Source organism: Nostoc sp. FACHB-152, assembly GCF_014697475.1.
GTDB lineage: Bacteria > Cyanobacteriota > Cyanobacteriia > Cyanobacteriales > Nostocaceae > Nostoc_B.
In genome coordinates, this window is the sequence record NZ_JACJRV010000060.1 from 22,913 (window position 1) to 42,972 (window position 20,060).

Annotated in this window: 16 protein-coding genes; 11 read left to right on the forward strand and 5 right to left on the reverse strand. The window is 40.9% G+C overall.

All coding sequences use genetic code 11. From position 1 onward, the window contains the following. Window positions 1–37: 37 nt before the first annotated feature. Window positions 38–1,321 carry a valine--pyruvate transaminase gene (locus H6G76_RS27065; RefSeq protein ID WP_190708078.1) on the reverse strand — a complete coding sequence of 428 codons (1,284 nt, stop codon included), beginning with the start codon at window positions 1,319–1,321 and terminating at the stop codon, window positions 38–40. Window positions 1,322–1,628: 307 nt separating this feature from the next. Here H6G76_RS27065 and H6G76_RS27070 point away from each other — a divergent pair, with 307 nt between their 5' ends. Both H6G76_RS27070 and clpB read left to right on the forward strand, forming a co-directional pair. After that, a complete protein-coding gene (locus H6G76_RS27070) occupies window positions 1,629–2,738 on the forward strand; it encodes an S-(hydroxymethyl)glutathione dehydrogenase/class III alcohol dehydrogenase (RefSeq protein WP_190708081.1) in 1,110 nt (369 codons plus the stop codon). A 743-nt stretch (window positions 2,739–3,481) separates the two neighbouring features. Then, the gene (gene clpB / locus H6G76_RS27075) at window positions 3,482–6,100 is read left to right on the forward strand and encodes an ATP-dependent chaperone ClpB (RefSeq protein WP_190708083.1); all 2,619 of its coding nucleotides are present in this window, start codon (window positions 3,482–3,484) and stop codon (window positions 6,098–6,100) included. 181 nt (window positions 6,101–6,281) lie between these two features. Here clpB and H6G76_RS27080 read toward each other — a convergent pair whose 3' ends face one another. Next, on the reverse strand, window positions 6,282–7,115 hold the full coding sequence (locus H6G76_RS27080) for an Rpn family recombination-promoting nuclease/putative transposase (protein ID WP_190708085.1): 834 nt from the start codon (window positions 7,113–7,115) through the stop codon (window positions 6,282–6,284). Between the two features lie 110 nt (window positions 7,116–7,225). Here H6G76_RS27080 and menB point away from each other — a divergent pair, with 110 nt between their 5' ends. Next, complete coding sequence (gene menB / locus H6G76_RS27085) at window positions 7,226–8,059, forward strand: 1,4-dihydroxy-2-naphthoyl-CoA synthase (protein ID WP_190708088.1); 834 nt, start codon at window positions 7,226–7,228, stop codon at window positions 8,057–8,059. A 214-nt stretch (window positions 8,060–8,273) separates the two neighbouring features. Here menB and H6G76_RS27090 read toward each other — a convergent pair whose 3' ends face one another. Both H6G76_RS27090 and H6G76_RS27095 read right to left on the reverse strand, forming a co-directional pair. Further along, on the reverse strand, window positions 8,274–8,588 hold the full coding sequence (locus H6G76_RS27090) for a hypothetical protein (protein ID WP_190708091.1): 315 nt from the start codon (window positions 8,586–8,588) through the stop codon (window positions 8,274–8,276). Between the two features lie 889 nt (window positions 8,589–9,477). Next, window positions 9,478–10,020, reverse strand: a complete 543-nt coding sequence (locus tag H6G76_RS27095) for a DUF721 domain-containing protein (RefSeq protein ID WP_190708093.1) — start codon at window positions 10,018–10,020, stop codon at window positions 9,478–9,480. Between the two features lie 140 nt (window positions 10,021–10,160). Here H6G76_RS27095 and H6G76_RS27100 point away from each other — a divergent pair, with 140 nt between their 5' ends. The 8 genes from H6G76_RS27100 (at window position 10,161) to uvrC (ending at window position 19,074) form a co-directional block, all read left to right on the forward strand. Further along, window positions 10,161–11,411, forward strand: coding sequence for a hypothetical protein (locus H6G76_RS27100; RefSeq protein ID WP_190708096.1), 1,251 nt, complete (start codon window positions 10,161–10,163; stop codon window positions 11,409–11,411). A 153-nt stretch (window positions 11,412–11,564) separates the two neighbouring features. Continuing rightward, the gene (locus H6G76_RS27105) at window positions 11,565–12,272 is read left to right on the forward strand and encodes a PspA/IM30 family protein (RefSeq protein WP_190708099.1); all 708 of its coding nucleotides are present in this window, start codon (window positions 11,565–11,567) and stop codon (window positions 12,270–12,272) included. Window positions 12,273–12,440: 168 nt separating this feature from the next. After that, window positions 12,441–13,226 (forward strand): PspA/IM30 family protein, encoded by a 786-nt coding sequence (locus H6G76_RS27110; RefSeq protein WP_190708103.1) that lies wholly within the window; start codon window positions 12,441–12,443, stop codon window positions 13,224–13,226. Window positions 13,227–13,400: 174 nt separating this feature from the next. Further along, complete coding sequence (locus H6G76_RS27115; RefSeq protein ID WP_190708106.1) at window positions 13,401–13,736, forward strand: co-chaperone YbbN; 336 nt, start codon at window positions 13,401–13,403, stop codon at window positions 13,734–13,736. Window positions 13,737–13,804: 68 nt separating this feature from the next. After that, window positions 13,805–15,004: an LL-diaminopimelate aminotransferase gene (locus H6G76_RS27120; protein ID WP_190708109.1), complete on the forward strand. Its 1,200-nt coding sequence runs from the start codon at window positions 13,805–13,807 to the stop codon at window positions 15,002–15,004. 233 nt (window positions 15,005–15,237) lie between these two features. Beyond that, window positions 15,238–15,600, forward strand: a complete 363-nt coding sequence (locus tag H6G76_RS27125; protein ID WP_190708111.1) for a hypothetical protein — start codon at window positions 15,238–15,240, stop codon at window positions 15,598–15,600. 807 nt (window positions 15,601–16,407) lie between these two features. Then, window positions 16,408–16,830, forward strand: a complete 423-nt coding sequence (locus H6G76_RS27130) for a response regulator (RefSeq protein WP_190708113.1) — start codon at window positions 16,408–16,410, stop codon at window positions 16,828–16,830. A gap of 363 nt (window positions 16,831–17,193) precedes the next feature. Then, on the forward strand, window positions 17,194–19,074 hold the full coding sequence (gene uvrC / locus H6G76_RS27135) for an excinuclease ABC subunit UvrC (protein WP_190708114.1): 1,881 nt from the start codon (window positions 17,194–17,196) through the stop codon (window positions 19,072–19,074). Window positions 19,075–19,090: 16 nt separating this feature from the next. Here uvrC and H6G76_RS27140 read toward each other — a convergent pair whose 3' ends face one another. Continuing rightward, the gene (locus H6G76_RS27140) at window positions 19,091–20,035 is read right to left on the reverse strand and encodes a hypothetical protein (protein WP_242056534.1); all 945 of its coding nucleotides are present in this window, start codon (window positions 20,033–20,035) and stop codon (window positions 19,091–19,093) included. Window positions 20,036–20,060: the final 25 nt, after the last annotated feature.

Genomic DNA, 20,060 nt, shown 5'->3' on the forward strand with positions numbered 1-20,060 from the left:
TTTTACTCCCCTCTGCTCCCCTGCTCCCCTGCTTGTATTAAGCACTCACAGCCGCACGCTGATAAACTTGTTCTGCTGCTTTGGCTAATCTTTGCATACCAGACACGATTTCATCATCACTGCCAGTCAAGCTAATGCGTACACATTGATGCTTGTGTTGCCATTCTTCTTTCAAACCAGGGAAGAAGGTACTACCAGGAACGACAATGACACCGACTTTTTTCAGTTCTTGGTAAAATTCCCAATCAGTGATGGGTAAATCTTTCAGCCACAACCAAGCAAAGATTGCGCCTTCGCCACGGTGGAGGAACCAAGGTAAATCTTTAGGCATGGAAGACTCTAGAGTATTTTCTAGAACTGTAAACTTCTTCTGGTAGAAGGGACGGATGACTTGTTCAGATATTTGTACCAGACTACCAGAGTTGATAGCACGAGATGCGATCGCCTGTCCATAGCGTGAGGGATGAATGCACATATTTGTCTGGAAGCACTCCAGAACTTGAATCAAATTTTCATCACCGATAGCTACACCGATGCGTTCTCCTGGTAATCCTGCTTTGGACAAACTCATACAATGAATAATGTTATCGCCAAATACTGGCTGCATATCTGTAAAGTTTAACGCCGGGAAGGGAGGCGCATAAGCTGAATCAATCAATACAGGTACATCATAAGCAGCAGCTAAAGCGGCGATTTTTTTCACCTCATCCTCGGTCATTACGTTACCTGTGGGGTTGCAAGGACGAGAGAAAATAATACAGCCAGTATTTTCTGACACCGACAATTGGCTAAAATCGGGGCGATATTTAAATTTATGGTTAGCCGCATCAATATCTAGAGTTGGTTTGTAGGCGACTAAAGCCTCTGGATACAAGCACACACCACCATAGCCTGTGTAGTCGGGACTTAAAGGTAAAACAATTTGTCTGAGTTCACCGTTACTGGTGTAGCCACCAAAAGCATTAGCAGCGTAGAAATAGAGAGTTTGGCTGCCAGGAGTGATTAAGATATTGCGTGGGGTTAAGCTTAAACCATAGCGTTTGTTGAAATCATTTGCGATCGCTTCAATTAATGGCCCGTACCCCTGACTGGAACCATAGCGACAAACAACCTCGCCATATTCTGAACTAGCCAAAAGTTCTGCCGTTGCATCTCGCCACAACTGTTCTACCTCTGGCAAAATTAACGGATTTCCGGCACTCAAATTAATTAATTCCCGCCCCTCACTAGCTTGCAAGGTTTCGATAATGTCCTTCATAATCGCGCGTACACCAGTTAGGTTGGACATTTGAGCGCCAATTTTAGTTAGGGCAGGGTTCATAAGCTTTGTAAAATTAGGAATAGAGGAAGGGGTTGACAAAATCAAAAAATTCATGCGGCGGATAGATATCATCTTCCAGATTTGCCGCCTGTAACTAATGTACCAATCTCACCAGAAAATGCAATTTTAGTTAACGTCTAGTAATTATAAAAAATCTTTTTGCAACCACCCTCCGATATAAACTAATACTGTGTTCCTCAATAGAAGCAAGGGAACAGGCAGAGAAAAAACAGGCTTATCTGAAACTGGATTGCAATATAAACTCATAACAGTTTATTAATGCAACTGGATACAGGAGAGCTACGGCGTGGAAGTTAAAGCAGCAGTCGCTTATGGTGCGGGTAAGCCGTTAACTATTGAAACGGTTCAATTATCGGGGCCACAAGCTGGAGAAGTTTTAGTTGAAATTAAAGCCTCTGGAGTTTGCCACACCGATGCTTATACCCTTTCGGGTGTTGATCCTGAAGGTTTGTTTCCCGCAATTTTAGGGCATGAAGGTGCTGGTGTGGTAGTCGAGGTGGGTGCTGGTGTCACCAGTGTCAAACCAGGAGATCATGTAATTCCCTTATACACCCCAGAATGCCGCCAGTGTGAATATTGTCTCAGCCTCAAAACCAATCTTTGTCAAGCCATTCGCTCCACCCAAGGACGCGGTGTAATGCCTGACGGTACTAGCCGTTTTAGTATTGGTGGCGAAATGATTCACCACTACATGGGTACATCTACGTTTGCTAACTATACAGTCTTACCAGAAATCGCCGTTGCTAAAATTCGAGAAGACGCACCCTTTGAAAAGGTTTGTTACATCGGTTGCGGCGTAACCACAGGTATTGGTGCAGTTATTTATACAGCTAAAGTCGAACCAGGTGCAAAAGTTATAGTTTTCGGCTTAGGTGGTATTGGCTTAAACGTCATCCAAGGAGCGCGGATGGTAGGAGCCGATATGATTGTGGGAGTAGATATTAATCCCAGTAAACGCGCCTTAGCCGAAAAGTTCGGCATGACGCATTTTGTTAACCCCAACGAAGTCGAAGGTGATTTAGTTAGTTATTTAGTTGATTTAACAAAAGGTGGTGCTGACTACAGCTTTGAATGTATTGGCAATGTCAAAGTTATGCGTCAAGCCTTAGAATGCTGCCATAAAGGTTGGGGTGTCAGCGTAATTATTGGTGTAGCTGGTGCAGGGCAAGAAATCAGCACGCGTCCATTTCAACTAGTCACTGGTAGAGTGTGGAAAGGTTCAGCTTTTGGCGGTGCGAGAGGACGGACAGATGTACCGAAAATTGTTGATTGGTACATGGATGGGAAGATAAATATTGATGATTTGATTACCCATGTCATGCCCATTGAGCAAATTAATGATGCCTTAGACTTGATGCACAAAGGTGAATCGATTCGCAGTGTCGTGACATTTTAATGGCTAAAACTTACAAAAGAACTCTCTAAAACTCTTATTTCTCTGTGAACTCTGCGCCTCTGCGGTTCGTTTCTTAGCGAAAGAATTCGCGGCTACACAAACAAAGTCCGCCTACGCGGACTAAATAATAGTCTTACTCAACAGCCTAGAGATTAAACACGACTTTTCCATTGCCGAAATCATCCTCGACTCCCCATAAAAAGAGTTGCAGAACTCCATTAAAGAACCTTTGAGCTTCATTAATGAGCCTCAGAACTCCATTAAAGGAGTTCTGAGCTTCATTAATGAACCTCAGAACTCCTTTAATGAAGACAAAAGCCTCATTCACAAAACCTAAAAATTAAACATTCAGTAGACTTCTTGCAAAAATATTTTTACCCTACCCTAACTCTGACTTTTCATGGGATCTGAAAAACCCCTCTCCAAACCTCTCCCCTATACGGAGAGAGGCTTTGAATGTTACCCCTTCCCTACGAGGGAAGGGGGTTAGGGGGTTAGGTTTCAAGTTCTATAATTAACGTTTTATCTGTGTAGACGCGATTTCTAACCGCCCATTTCTTTGCCGTAATTACCGAAAATACCAGCGAAGACCGATGAAATTTATAAATAGTTAAGGTAATACTACTGGATAAAGACGTGAATACCGATCCAGGCAGTTGCACTCCTCTTCATACAATAACGATATAGAACAAAAGTGAAACTTTTTCTGCGCTTCATGTCTGGAGTGGTTATTTAAACAGCCTATGCAACCTACTAACCCTAATCAATTTACAGAAAAAGCTTGGGAAGCGATCGCCCACACACCGGATATTGCTAAACAATATCAACAGCAACAAATTGAAAGCGAACACTTGATGAAAGCCCTGTTAGAACAAGAAGGGCTAACCAGCAGTATTTTAACTAAAGCGGGTGTTAATCTCCAAAAACTCCGCGATCGCACCGATCAATTTATCCAACGTCAGCCAAAGGTTTCTGGTAGCAGCAGTTCTGTCTTTTTAGGACGCAGCTTAGACACATTACTAGACCGGGCTGATAATTATCGTAAAGAATTTAAAGACGAATATATTTCTATTGAACACTTATTGTTGGCTTACGCCAAAGATGACCGCTTTGGCAAAGGTCTACTCCAAGAATTCGGTTTAGATGAAGGCAAGCTGAAAAATATTATTAAACAAATTCGAGGGAACCAGAAAGTGACCGACCAAAATCCAGAAGGTAAATACGAAGCACTGGAAAAATATGGGCGTGACCTCACAGAAGCGGCGCGTAAAGGTCAACTCGATCCAGTAATTGGGCGGGATGATGAGATTCGTCGTACCGTGCAGATTCTCTCACGCCGCACCAAAAATAACCCCGTGTTGATTGGGGAACCTGGTGTTGGTAAAACTGCGATCGCGGAAGGATTAGCCCAACGCATCGTGGCTGGGGATGTTCCTCAATCTTTAAAAGACCGCAAACTCATCGCCTTGGATATGGGTGCTTTGATTGCGGGGGCAAAATTCCGGGGTGAATTTGAAGAACGTCTCAAAGCAGTCTTAAAAGAAGTTACCGAATCTGGCGGCAATATAGTTTTATTTATTGATGAAATTCATACCGTTGTTGGTGCAGGTGCAACCCAAGGCGCAATGGATGCGGGTAACTTGTTAAAACCAATGTTGGCGCGGGGTGAATTGCGCTGTATTGGGGCGACAACTTTAGATGAATATCGCAAATATATTGAAAAAGATGCTGCTTTAGAAAGACGTTTCCAACAAGTTTACGTGGATCAGCCCAGCGTTGAAGATACAATTTCAATTTTGCGCGGCTTGCGCGAACGCTATGAAAACCACCACGGCGTGAAGATTTCTGATAGTGCTTTAGTGGCTGCGGCGCAACTTTCGGGTAGATATATTAGCGATCGCTTTTTACCAGACAAAGCCATTGACTTAGTAGACGAAGCCGCCGCGAGACTCAAGATGGAGATTACCTCCAAACCAGAAGAACTCGACGAAATCGACCGTAAGATTCTCCAATTAGAAATGGAGAAGCTATCTTTGCAAAAAGAAAGCGATGCGGCTTCTCGTGAACGGTTGGGAAGGCTAGAAAAAGAAATTGCCGATCTCAAAGAAGAACAAAGAACCCTAAGTACCCAATGGCAGTCTGAAAAAGACATTATTAATAAAATTCAGGCTGTTAAAAAAGAAATTGAACGGGTTAACTTAGAGATTCAGCAAGCAGAACGCGACTACGACCTCAACCGCGCTGCTGAATTAAAATACGGCAATTTAACAGACTTGCATCGCAAACTCGAAGTAGCCGAAAGTGAACTAGCCAACGCCCAAAGAACTGGTAAATCCCTGCTGCGGGAAGAAGTCACCGAATCTGATATTGCCGAAGTTATTTCTAAGTGGACAGGAATCCCCATCAGTAAGTTAGTGGAATCTGAAAAAGAAAAACTACTGCACTTAGAAGATGAACTACACCGCCGCGTAATTGGACAAAATGAGGCCGTTACAGCCGTTGCGGATGCCATTCAGCGATCGCGTGCAGGACTCGCTGACCCCAATCGTCCCATTGCTAGCTTTGTTTTCTTGGGGCCGACTGGTGTAGGTAAAACCGAGTTAGCGAAAGCCTTGGCGACATATATGTTCGACACCGAAGAAGCACTGGTGCGAATTGATATGTCCGAGTATATGGAGAAACACGCAGTCTCTCGCTTAATTGGCGCGCCTCCTGGCTACGTCGGTTACGAAGAAGGCGGACAACTTACCGAATCAATCCGCCGTCGTCCTTATGCCGTGATTCTCTTCGACGAAATCGAGAAAGCACACCCCGATGTTTTCAACATCTTCCTGCAAATTCTCGATGATGGTCGCGTCACCGATGCCCAAGGTCACACTGTGGACTTCAAGAACACGATTATCATCATGACCAGTAACATCGGTTCGCAGTACATTCTTGATATTGCTGGAGATGATTCTCGCTACGACGAAATGCGCCATCGAGTTATGGAAGCCATGCGGAATAGCTTCCGGCCAGAGTTCCTCAACCGGATTGATGAAGTTATCATCTTCCACAGCCTGGATAAGAAAGAACTGCGTTACATTGTGCAGTTGCAAGTACAAAGATTAAGAGATAGATTGAGCGATCGCAAGATTTCCCTCAAACTCTCCGATGCTGCCCTTGATTTCTTAGCAGAGGTAGGCTACGACCCAGTATTTGGGGCGCGTCCACTAAAACGGGCGATTCAACGCGAGTTAGAAACCCAAATTGCCAAAGCCATCTTACGCGGCGAGTTTAACGATGGCGACACAATTTTTGTTGATGTGCAGAATGAACGTCTGGCCTTTAGCCGTTTGCCTGTGGAAGTATTCAGCAGCTAATTTCAGATTATTTCATTAAAAAACGCAAAGGTTCGCCTTTGCGTTTTTTTGTAATTAAAAGTTGACACAACTATTACTCTTACCTCAGTTCGGGTTAAGACGATTTTGCTGCTAGTTATACGAAGGAATAGGAGTTTCAGCCAACGATAGAATCATGGTTACAGCTTATCCCGAACTCACGTTACTCTTGTTTTTGAGAGTTTAACCATCCTTCCAAATCTGCGATCGTCGAAAAATCTAGCAAAGCCTCAGCTAAAGCTTCTATCTGTTCTAGCGACAAAGCCTGTATTTGGGAAAGTAATACACCAGAAATTGTCCCTAATTTACGATTTAACTGTCGAAAAACTAGTGTTTGACCTTCTTCTTGCCTTGCTTCTTCCTTTGCTTCTCTAATAGCCCTTGGTTCTTCTGTAATCAGTCCCAACATTGCGGCAATCTCCTCTCGACTTAGGTTAGAAAACTTGTAAAGTATTATCGTGGCAATTAAATCTATTATTGCCTGTTCTGATTGTTGCTGTGCTTGCTCTACTAAATACCGCGCGGCTTCCACTGTTTCTGCTTCAGGAATTGTAGTCAACAGCATCAAACCCAATCCCAAAGGTTGTTGTCGTAAATCACCCAATTCATCTAAATAAATCCGCTTGACTTGACCACTCTCCAACAAAGCGCGGTGAATTATCCAGTTGGAGGGTTCCAAGCTGCGAGAAGGAAATATCAGCACTCCAAACCAGTCATCATAACGGATAGCATTGCGATAAAGAAACAAAAACAATTCGCTAAAAAAGCGATGATATAAATCTTCGTCCTTTTGAAACTGCACTTCAGCAAAGAAGACAACTTTAGATGCTGCATTAGCAGGTGGAAGGAATACGCCGTCAATGCGAAACGCTGTTTCTTTAATTTCCACCGATTCAAATTGATAATTGGCTGCTTCTGGCGGTGGTTGGTCTACCAATTCAAACAGCAATCCTGGAAATTGCTGGAACAATTTATAGAAGATGGTGTCGCGGCGCATTTACCCTGTTAGTCAAAAATCATCCCTGATTGTACTTGAGAGACTAAATTTTAGCGATCGCTTCCCAGTCCGCGATAAAATTCTCAAGCACAATCGCGCAATTCATTCTCATGCAAGTTAACTGGCAACCTGTCAAAACTTACGAAGACATTCTCTATCACAAAACTGATGGCATTGCAAAAATTACCATTAACCGCCCTCACAAACGTAATGCTTTCCGTCCAAAAACTGTGTTTGAACTTTACGACGCGTTTTGTGATGCCCGTGAAGATACAAGTATTGGCGTAGTTCTATTTACAGGCGCAGGCCCTCACACTGATGGCAAATACGCCTTTTGTTCTGGCGGTGACCAAAGTGTGCGCGGACAAGCTGGTTATGTAGACGATGCTGGAATTCCACGCCTGAACGTGTTGGATTTGCAACGCTTGATTCGTTCTATGCCAAAAGTAGTTATTGCCTTAGTAGCTGGATATGCGATTGGTGGTGGCCACGTTTTACATTTAATTTGCGACCTAACGATTGCTGCTGATAATGCCATTTTTGGACAAACAGGCCCGAAAGTCGGTAGTTTTGATGGTGGTTTCGGTGCTAGTTACCTCGCCCGTGTTGTTGGGCAGAAAAAGGCGCGAGAAATTTGGTTTCTCTGCCGTCAATATGATGCCCAGCAAGCCCTAGAAATGGGTTTAGTGAATTGTGTCGTGCCAATTGCACAATTAGAAGCAGAAGGTATTCAATGGGCGCAGGAAATCTTACAAAAAAGTCCGATCGCAATTCGCTGTCTGAAAGCGGCCTTCAACGCTGACTGTGATGGACAAGCAGGTTTACAAGAACTTGCGGGGAATGCAACTTTACTGTATTACATGACAGAAGAAGGTGCAGAAGGAAAACAAGCCTTTTTAGAAAAGCGATCGCCCGATTTTCGCTCCTTCCCTTGGTTGCCTTAAAATGGCTAAAATCGCACCTTTGGAACGTATCAATTTTGGTTTGGGTAATATTTTTATATTTGTCTAAAAAAGCCTTGTTATGTAGATTTTTTCTACAACCCCAAAATTGGTATTAGGTGCGATTTTTTGAGATTTCAAGGTTTACAGCACTAGAAATTTTCAAAGTAAATTTTTTCTTAAAATACTACAAACTAAGCTCACTAAAAAATACTAGCTAAATTAGCAATGCTTTAGCTTCAGCTTCTTCAGGCGTAAGGCTAACTATTTCTTCAACAGGCACAACATTTATATTATCTGCCACAGCAGCCAGAGAGTGAGAAGTCTCTAAAACTGGTGTTGCATCTGGCAAACTCCAAGAATCTTCCAATTTCTCCCAAGAAGGTGCAAAAGGCGGTAGGGCCAAAGAACAAGCTTTCCAGCTTGCTTGTACTGATGCACCTAACTGCTGGCACGTTCCACCACGGCGGCCTTCTGGCTGGTAATGACGGCAATATCTACAGGCTGATGTAAAAAAATTAATCGGTTTCATATGATTTTATTTTTATTGCCGTTTAGGGCTGAGTTGCATCTTTATATTTTGCTTCTAGATATAAACACGGATTTTTGCCAACAAATCATTATTTGCTCTGTGTTCTAGCGATCCCAACATCAAAATAAACTTTAGGATGTTTTTAGAATCTTGTTATATTTATCAAAGATTGCTAGAGCAAGTACATACTAATTTTTAGTTCAAAATTGCTAGGGATCAAGCTTAAAACTCAAACTTTGGATTTGACAGGAATTTTAATTTATACTTTAAACTAGACTAATATCGCTATTCAACGATAAAACATTGTATATATTGTAGCTAGCCAGAAAAAAATTGCCACCAAAATTTACTGAGATATTACTAGCCAAAACTTATCTAGATATAAAGCCACTATTTCTGAAAAATAGCCGGAATTTTCCTATTTTAAAAATCAAGTAGGATTTCAAAACTTGTAAGCAGGAAAAACTTAGACTTCTTCCTAGATTAGGGCAGCCTATTGCCAAAGCAAAATTAACTCAGATTTTTTGTAACCAACAACAGTCTAGAGATAGATGTTCTAGCTTTGTAATATCTGAGGCTTCAGTTATTTTGTATTTAATTGCTTAGGTATTTCCGTTAGGTAAATCAGCTATATCTAACGAAAAATTACCTTGTTTATACGTAGCGTTCAGCCAAATTTTAAATTATTTAGGTAAATGAATACCTAGACCCCTGATTACTAATTTCTAACTGTTTTTTGACCAGCTACTAATTCACCCTAAATTTCTTAATAATTTCGCAATTAGGTCTAAGAAGACATAGCGACAATAGCAATCTTATCAACAGTTTACTAATTTAATCAAAAAATATTAATTAAGATAAATATTAATTACAAAACCAGTTTGATTGTTCAAAACTGCTTAGAGGCACAAATAGCACAAACTTGCCAACGTTGAAGTTCACCAATAGGAGTAGGAGATTGACATTGGGGACAAAGAGGTAAACCCTGCGATCGCACTTGCATCTTTTGCGCCCAGGAACCAAAAGCAGACTGAGCGTCTTCTAGTGAGCTTAACTTATCAGATCTGTCATTATTCACATTACCCAAGTAACTGGGATGTTCCTGTGGCGAACCTGTTAGTGGTTGTGGCTGATTAGAGGGATGTTGCCAACCAGCAGTAGAAAACCGAATATCTGCTAAGGGTGTAGGCAGCTTTTGATTTAACTTTAAAAGTATAGTTTGGCGTTTAAAAGTCAAATTTTGCGCCCAAGCAGCACCAGAAGTTGCAACCCGCAAAACATCACGCTGAATTACCAAAGGTTGGGTATGAGTAGCGGCTACTGCGCCAACCACTTCGGCCCAGCACTGAAGTACCTTTTGTAATGGTTGCTCTTGCCATCTGGCTTGCTGTTCCAGAACGCCTAAAATATCATTGATTGATTTAAAAGACATCCTTAATTAAAAGTGCTGAGTGTGGAGGGCTGAAATTCAAGATATTTCAAGAAAGTCTATAGTGATCAGAAAATTTTCGCTAGTATTAGCACAAATTATCTCAAGTCAATCTCACAGTCTAGGTTTAAGGCATACGGGCAATGAGTCAAAACTCGCCGATAGATTCCGGTATTCAATTGTCTAAAACAACTGGGTTGAAGCCAGCACTAGCCGCAGCCTTGGCTAGCTTGGAAGTGCAGCTAGATCAAGAATTGGCTCGATACCGCCGTGCGCGCATCGCATCCAAGACAGCCCATCAACCCCGTACAGGTGTTTATATCAGCAGTCTAGCTCAGGAAGCTAAAGAAATAACAGCCTTAGCAGGGCTTGGGCTACCAATAGCCGAAGTTAAAACTAATGTACTGCCTAGGCCTATACCCGAATCTTCTTTAGAGAAACCAGCATCAGCCACAGCGAACATCGAAGAAGGGCAGAAGATTCAGCACCCACCGTCTACAGATTCTCTTCAAGAAGCACACATTCCTCTGCCATCACCCCAGTCTACCGGCAGCATAGTACCTGCTAAAGTTAAGGCTGCTCAAAGTGAAAACCTCATCCAGCCAAACGAAACGCCTACTCACCCAGATGATTATTTAGAATCGAGTGAAGCTTTGCTGCGGAGTTTAACAGATGAGCAACAACAAACAAAACCGCCCAGCAATTATAACGACAGTCTGCTGTCACCTTTAGGGATCGGCTCTATGCTGCTGTTGTTAATGGCTAGCCTCACTTTAGGGTATGTAGTGTTTAATCCTAAAAGTTTGCCACAGTTGAGTTTAGACAAGATATTTAACAACAATTCTGCTTCTAATTCCAATAGCACTGAGACTCAAGGTTTTGAACCTACGTCCCAACCTGCTGCTGAAACACAACTGACCCCTATACCCAAGTATCCTAATTTAGCGGCTCAGGAGTTTCCAGAAGTTAAAGACCCCAACGATATAGTTGGATTACAGCCTAAACTTCAATCAACCCCGGTAGCACCTGTTAATCAACCTGTGGTGATTCCTACCCCAGTCGCCAGCCCACTACCAGAATTACAACCAGTACAGCCAGTACAGCCACTGAATCTCCCTTCTATTGCGACAGCAACACCTTTGCCACAACTGACAACCACTGCACCACAGATAAATGCCGAAATCACACCCGCAGCAGATGGGTTTTATCATATCGTGATTGATAATCAAGATGCTCGTTCTCTAGTTACTGCACGGCAAATCGTTCCGGATGCTTATTTATCAAGCGACCAAAAGTTGATTTTTCTAGGTGCTTTAAAAACTAAAGAGCAAGTTCAACAAAGGTTACAAGAGTTACAAGCTCAAGGGCTGAAAGCGCGAGTGCAACAGCCATAATTGACAAAAATTTACGATAGGATGAATCAACAGAAGGCGCAAAAGTTTAGAGGTGTGGAGGTGTGAGGGTGCAAGGGTGTAAAGGAAGAAAGTTTATTATTTATACCTCCTGCCTGTTGCCTGTTGCCTGCTAAGAATGAATGGAGAGCCGATATGGACTTAATCAAGCGTATCCTGCGGGTGATTCGTGCTAACCTTAATAGCCTGATCGGCAGTGCAGAAGATCCAGAGAAAATTTTGGAGCAAGCCGTCAGCGAAATGCAAGACAATTTGGTGCGATTGCGACAGGGAATAGCACAAGCGATCGCTACCCAAAAACGCACTGAACGACAGGCTATTGCTGCCAACTCTACCGCCGAAGAATGGTATCGTCGCGCCCAACTCGCACTTCAACAAGGTAATGAACCTTTAGCACGGGAAGCCTTAACTAAACGTCGAGCTTACCAAGAAACTGCCACATCCCTCTCTAATCAAATAGGGCAACAAACCGAAATTGTAGAACGCCTGAAAAAGGATATGCGATCGCTAGAGTTGAAGATTTCTGAGGCTAAAACCAAAAAAGATATGTATATTGCCCGCGCGCGTTCTGCGGAAGCATCTTATAAACTCCAGGAAATGCTGAGTGGCGTTTCTACGACTAGCAGCCTCAATGCTTTTGAACGGATGGAAGAGAAAGTTTTCCAGATAGAAGCAAAATCGGAAGCTATTGCCCAATTAGGCAGCGATGACCTACAAAAACAGTTTGCATCTCTAGAATCTAGCAATGATATTGATGCTGAATTAGCAGCAATGAAAACCCAAGTGCAGCATGAGTCAGAAAAGACATCACCACAGCAATTACCTAAGGCTCAAGAGCCTTGAAAACTAGTCAATTGCTCTAACCAGGGTATATCTTAACAATATAAGAGGTGTCGGCCTGTACCGAACCAAGCCGGAAAGATTACATTGAAATAAGAAACTATTAAATAAATAGTAAAAACCTTAACCGTCCAATCAAGCACCTAAACTGTAAAAGGAAAAACAAGGATTATGGGATTATTTGATCGTATTAAGCGAGTAGTCGGTGCAAATATCAACGACTTAGTAAATAAAGCTGAAGACCCTGAAAAAATGCTAGAGCAAGCCATCCTGGAAATGCAGGAAGACTTGGTACAGTTGCGTCAGGGAGTAGCTCAAGCGATCGCCGCCCAAAAACGAACTGAAAAACAGTACAATGATGCCCAAAATGAAATTAATAAATGGCAGCGCAACGCCCAATTAGCACTGCAAAAAGGTGATGAAAACCTAGCACGTCAAGCCTTAGAACGTAAAAAAACTTATAACGACACTAGCGTAGCTCTTAAAGCTAGCTTAGATCAGCAATCAACTCAAGTAGAAACCCTAAAACGTAACTTAATCCAGCTAGAAAGCAAACTTTCGGAAGCTAAAACCAAGAAAGAAATGCTCAAAGCCCGGATTACTACCGCCAAAGCTCAAGAACAACTTGAGGGTATGGTACGGGGTATGAATACTAACAGTGCAATGGCTGCATTTGAGCGGATGGAAGAAAAAGTCCTGATGCAAGAAGCTCGCGCCCAGTCAGCAGCAGAGTTGGCAGGTGCAGATTTAGAAAGCCAATTTGCCCGCTTGGAACAGGGAAGCGATGTAGATGATGAATTGGCAGCATTAAAGGCATCACTGGCTCCTGCAAGCCCACCTAATCAGAACTTACTACCACCAGAGCAAACTACTCCACCCCAAACTACTTCAACCCAACCTAATGAAGTAGTTGATGCCGAATTAGATTCTTTACGTAAGCAATTGGATCAATTGTAAAATTTGGTAAATACTAAATGTGAGCTAGTCCCACGCCTGTAGGTTGTGGGATTTTGCTTCGGTAGTCAATAGTCAATAGTTAAATGACAAATGACAAATGACTATGGACTGTTGACGACTTTGGGATAGAGTATTTTGTGTGCCAATGATTGATGTCAACTAATGGAGACTGCAATGAGTAAGGGTGTAATCACCATCACTGATGCTGAGTTTGAAACCGAAGTTTTGAAATCTGAGCAGCCTGTATTAGTTTACTTTTGGGCTTCTTGGTGTGGCCCATGTCAATTGATGTCGCCACTGATTAATATAGCTGCTAACAAATACAGCGATCGCCTGAAAGTTGTCAAAATGGAAGTTGACCCCAACCCTGTTTCTGTTAAACAGTATGGGGTTGAAGGTGTACCAGCCTTAAGGCTAATTCAAGGAGAGCAATTATTAGAATCAACTGAAGGCGTAATTGGCAAAGATAAGTTACTCAGTCTGTTAGATACGCATTTGAATAAAAATTAGTCATTGGTCATTAGTCATGAGTCGTTAGTAAATGGCTAATGACAAAGGACAAAGGACAAAGGACTAATATGCAATTTGCACAACGTTTACAACCCCTGCAATCTAATGTATTTGCCGATATGGACAGAGCCAAGGCGGCGGCTCTGGCGGTCGGGCAAGAGTTAATTGATTTATCGCTGGGGTCTTCTGATTTACCTGCTGAAAGTCACGTGATTGAAGCGATCTCTCAATCGCTGCATGACCGTAGCACCCACGGTTATCTGCTGTTTCATGGTACACAAACCTTCCGCCAAGCTGCGGCTCACTGGTATGAGCAGAAGTTTGGCATCAAGGTTGATCCAGAAACAGAAGTATTGCCGCTCATCGGTTCCCAAGAAGGTACTGCTCACTTACCACTAGCTTTACTGAATCCAGGCGATTTTGCCCTGTTACTCGATCCAGGTTATCCCTCCCATGCGGGTGGAGTTTACTTAGCTAGTGGGCAAATTTACCCTATGCCGCTATTGGCAGAAAACGATTTTTTACCTTTGTTTGCTGATATTCCTGCGGCTGTTGTGGCTCAGTCGAAAATGATGGTATTGAGCTATCCTCATAATCCCACTTCAGCGATCGCTCCTTTATCGCTTTTTCAAGAAGCCGTGGCTTTTTGTCAGCAACATAATATTGTCTTAGTTCACGATTTCCCCTACGTAGATTTAGTATTTGAAGAAATTAGGGGAGTAGGGGAGAGTTTTTCTCAGTCTCAATCTTTAGTACCGTCAGTTTTACAAGCTGATCCAGAAAAAAGCGTCTCGATTGAATTTTTCACCCTTTCCAAGTCTTACAATATGGGCGGCTTCCGGATTGGGTACGCCATCGGTAATGCTGAGTTAATCAAAGCTTTACGACAAATCAAAGCCGCAGTTGATTTTAATCAGTATCGGGGCATTTTAAATGGAGCGATCGCTGCCTTGACAGGCCCACAAGCAGGGGTAGAACATACAGTTGCTACCTTCCGTAAACGTCGTGATGCTTTTGTGAAAGCTTTACATCGCATTGGTTGGCTGGTTCCTAGCCCTAAAGCCACAATGTATATTTGGGCTAAGTTACCTTCACCTTGGCAGCAAAATTCTATTGAATTTTGTACTCAGTTGGTCAAACAAACGGGTGTAGCGGCTTCTCCCGGTGCTGGGTTTGGCAAATCAGGAGAAGGATATGTCCGTTTTGCACTAGTACATGAACCACCTTTGTTAGAAACTGCCGTTGACAGAATTGCCGATTTTCTGTAATCCAAAAAATTAAAATTGCTGGCTCAAAATCTTAACCCTGGTACTATGTCTAATTTATGAATTCTTGATTGTAAAATTACCAGAATTTTATAAGTTTATACCTGTGTAACTCTAGTTTCACGTTAGACTACAGGGAAATTACTTAAGGTGATAGTAGATAAATTATAATTTACTCAAAAAAGTAGATTTACTATTACCTAAAGTTCAAACCCAAAATTAACTAATCTAGGTGCATGGTCAGCAATCTTGTAAAAATTAGGATCTTTGCTACTTCTTTGTCAGTAATTGCCGCTTTAGGACAATATCCTCTGCTAGCACAAACTTTCCCAACAAACTCAGATTCAATCGAACTTGAAACCACTGATGATGGAATTGAAGGCGGAGAAAATACCTTACCCAACAGCATTATTAAACAGACTGGTGGTATAAGTGCTGCTCCCGTAGCCAGCTATGCGGGGGCAGTTAGTAATCAGCACACTAGACTTAACAATGCATCTCCTCCCAGACGCAAAATCCCAGAACCATCAGCACTAATTGGACTAATGGCGATCGCTAGTTGCGCGGCTATACAGCAGCGAAAAACTAAAAAAATATAATCTTTATATCTATCCATATGCACTAGGTTTTTATCTAGTAGCTTTTTCAGGCTAAAAGTTACTGATATTGATGAATAAGTCTTAGATTGAATATGTATCGATAATAAACGTATTGCTAATAACGTTTTTGAAGTAGATAAAGTTCTAATTATACCTAAATTGTAAGTCAAAATTTAAGCCAATACGGTTCAGTTTGTAATATCTTCTTTCTCTTTACGTTCTTTGTGTTCTACCCTGCGATTACTCCAAAGGATAACTCGTATTGCTAAAGCAGAACCCGAAGGGTAGAGTAGCTGCGGACTTGTCTATGCGGTTCATTAAAACAATTGACTTTAACCAAGAGTTTGGGACTTAACTGAAATATATTTGGCTAAACAACGCAAGTTTAAAAACTATCCAGTTAAAATGCCGATTTTCAATCTACTAAATAACTAAAGAAGCAGAATTGCTTCTTTTTTTATACACTCTTAATATTTAATCTGTATTATTACTGTTGTTTTATACTTATTATTAAGTATTAATTTAAGTAGATTTACTTTAGAATTAGCAAAAAGTAAACTTTTTATAAAAATTTGAGGTTAGATGCTACTAAATCTGCAACAAATATAAATTTATTGTTAATTTTTTCCTAAAAAGTACAATAACATTTTTTATTCAAAGTCATACAAGAGTAAAATTTGGTTGACTATTATTAAAAAATATTTTAATTTAAGTAAAACTCAAGGATTTTATTTAGATGATTAAAAAATTTCTGTATTCATTGTATGAACACAATTGTAAATATTTGCAGAAAATTAGTGATAACAAATGACATCACATCTCCTGAATCCAGCCACACAATTGTATAAACATGAGGCAAAAAAAGTTTTACTAATTGAAGATAATGACGTAAATAGAATGTTGTTATGTGATTACCTTGTTTACTGTGGTTACAACGTCAAAAGTCTATCAAATGGTAACGCTTTTTTCTCAACTATAGAAAATTTTCTGCCAGACTTAATGTTGTTAGATTTGAAATTACCTGGTGTTGATGGATATTGGTTGTTAGAACAAATTCAGCAACACTCTGATTTAGCTAAAATACCAATTATTGTAGTTTCAGCATTTGCCTTTAAAGCTGAGAAAGAACGGGCGATGAATTTAGGCGTTCGTAGTTACTTTGTTAAACCAATAAATTTAATACATTTAACTAAGGCAATTCAAGAAGAATTAGCTTGTTGTTGTATTTAAATTATTTAAATCAATCTATTTTGCTCAAGCAGGATAAGTTCTAAAAAAACTAATATTTTTTGATAAAATATAAACAATCTGTGCAATATATGTATAGGTTAGAAACAGGCACAGATAGTGATTCCGAGCAAGATACAGGAATCCGGTTTGATTACTGAACATACTTGTGTAGTCAGGCAATAGGAAATAGGCAACCCAAAAAGGCAAGTAACAATGTACTGATTTTTTTCAAAAATCAAATACTAGTCCTATATGTTTTTGCAAGTAAATTTTGAATTTTATTCAAAAGCGAAATTCACACAAAAAGTTTATTTATTCTTAAAATAGAGATAGGTAAAAACGTAAGATTACCTATTTATAGTTGTGACAACATCAGCTCAAATACTACCACTGGTTAAAGATCCAGAACGATTAGAAAGTCGTCTAGCTGAAATCCCACCGGAACCAGGAGTTTATTTCATGCGGGATGGCAGCGATCGCATTATATATATAGGTAAATCCCGTAAGTTGCGATCGCGTGTCCGTTCCTATTTCCGCGAAGGTTACACTAAAAGCGAGCGCATCGCTACAATGGCTAGACAGGTGACAGAAATTGAATTTATTGTCACCGACACCGAAGCCGAAGCCTTGGCTTTGGAAGCCAACTTAATTAAGCAGCATCAGCCATACTTTAATGTACTACTTAAGGATGATAAAAAATATCCTTATGTCTGCATCACTTGGTCAGAAGACTATCCGCGCATATTCATCACTCGCAAACGCCAACTAGGTAAAGAAAAAGATAAGTTCTACGGGCCTTATACAGATACAGGTTTGTTACGCGAAATCTTACGCATTAGTAAGCGCATATTTTCGCTGCGACAACGACCGCAACCCCTATTCAAAGACCGACCCTGCTTGAATTATGATATGGGGCGTTGTCCTGGTGTGTGTCAACAACTGATTTCACCAGAAGAATACCGCAAAACTGTGCAAAAAGTGGCAATGGTCTTCCAAGGTCGGACTCAGGAATTGATTGATATTTTAACCGAACAAATGCACAAAGCCTCTGAGGCGTTAAATTTTGAGTCGGCAGCGCGGATACGCGATCAAATTTCTGGGTTAAAATCTCTGACGGCGGATCAAAAAGTCTCCTTACCAGATGATACAGTTTCGCGGGATGCTATAGCCCTAGCAAGTGATGGTCAAAATGCTGCCTGTATTCAATTATTTCAGATTCGGGCTGGGCAATTAGTAGGACGCTTGGCGTTTGTCGCTGATGCACACGCTGAACCAGGTGCTATTCTACAACGCGTTTTAGAGGAGCATTATCAAACTGCGGACGCGGTAGAAATTCCCGCCGAAATTTTAGTACACCATGAGTTACCCGATGCTGAAATCTTGGCCGATGTTTTAAGTCAGCGTAAGGGAAGAAAAGTAACAATTGTAGCTCCGCAACGCCAAACTAAGGCAGAATTAATTGAGATGGTAGAGCGTAATGCCCAATACGAATTGCAAAGAATGCAAAAATTGGGCGATCGCAATACGCAAGCAATGCAAGATTTGGCTGATATTCTCGATTTACCCGACTTACCCCACCGCATTGAAGGTTACGACATTTCTCATATCCAAGGTTCAAATGCGGTAGCATCCCAAGTTGTGTTTATTGATGGTTTACCGGGTAAGCAATATTATCGTCATTACAAAATCAAAAATCCCACAGTCACAACTGGACACTCAGATGATTTTGCCAGTTTAGCTGAAGTCATCCAACGCCGTTTTCGCAAGTATAGCGAAGATCCACAAATGCAACGCGCCGGAAATCCTGACTGGCCTGATTTAATTATGATTGATGGCGGTAAAGGCCAGTTATCATCCGTCGTGGCTGTATTGCAAGAGATGAACTTGTTAGAAGACTTGCGGGTTGTGAGTTTGGCAAAACAGCGTGAGGAGATATTTCTACCAGGAGAGTCACACCCTTTACAGACTGATGCAGAACAACCAGGAGTACAATTACTGCGACGCTTACGGGATGAAGCGCATCGGTTTGCCGTGAGTTTCCATCGTCAACAACGCAGTGATAAACTGAGGCGATCTCGTTTAGATGAAATACCAGGATTGGGACATCATCGACAAAAGCAACTGTTAGGACATTTTCGCTCAGTCGATTATATTCGCCAAGCTACCCCTGCACAACTAGCCGAAGTTTCGGGAATTGGGCCACGGCTAGCGCAAGAAATTTACGATTACTTTCATCCCTCTTGAAAAAGCTGAATTTCTTTTATTCATCATTCATTAATCTGCCTAAAATCTCATTCCACTTCTCTTTGTGGATTTTTTGTAGTTCATTATCCGACGCTATCAACTGAGAATATCCCTCAATAAAATCAGTGATGGACTCGATTAACCTTAAATAGTATTTGATTGTCGGGATAATTCCATTCAGGATTACCTGACAACCATGTTCAGATGAAATTTGTGTAATCAGGTTGTTAATTTCTTCTCCTTCTGATTGCTTAATACCTTTTGAAGCAAAAATATAATATCTTCCAGGATTATATTTAATAATCTTTTCTCTAGCACGATAAACAATGTGTAAAATTATTTCTTGACCATGTTTTATTTCTATAGCTTCAACCAGATGATTATTTTGATCAAATATTTCAATATCTCCCGCAGTCCTAGAAGTTCTATCAGAAGCTGTATGACTGCCTAGCTTTCCAAGCTTACATGAACTATATCTAGATATTTCTCTAATTAAAATCTGATAAATAGCATAGAAAGCAATAACAGGCAATTTTGAACCACCAAGAGTTTTATATTTATAGTTAAAATGCTCCTCTAAAGCATCTATTACACTTTTTATATTTAACTTTTCATGATTTGTTAATTTAATAATTTCAACTATATTTTTATCCTTATTTAAATTTATCAATTTAAGCAGAAATTTTAATATATATTCTGCCTTTTCAGGATTTTGCTGTACAAAATCAAGAATATTAAGAAATGCTTTTTTTAAAGACTTAGGGGTGATTCTGCCTTCATATTGTAATGTATAAGGATAGGGGAGTTCTAAAGTACGAGTTAGCCAACCCGCTTCCTTCATTGCTGGTAAACCCAACTCTGTTAATGTTGGAGTGATATATTTTTGGCTCTCCCAGACTAGATATGATAAATTAGTAGCAGAAATACCAATTGAGTAGAATTCTTCTTCTAAAATTATCAAAGTTAGTTAAACCATAAGCTCTTCT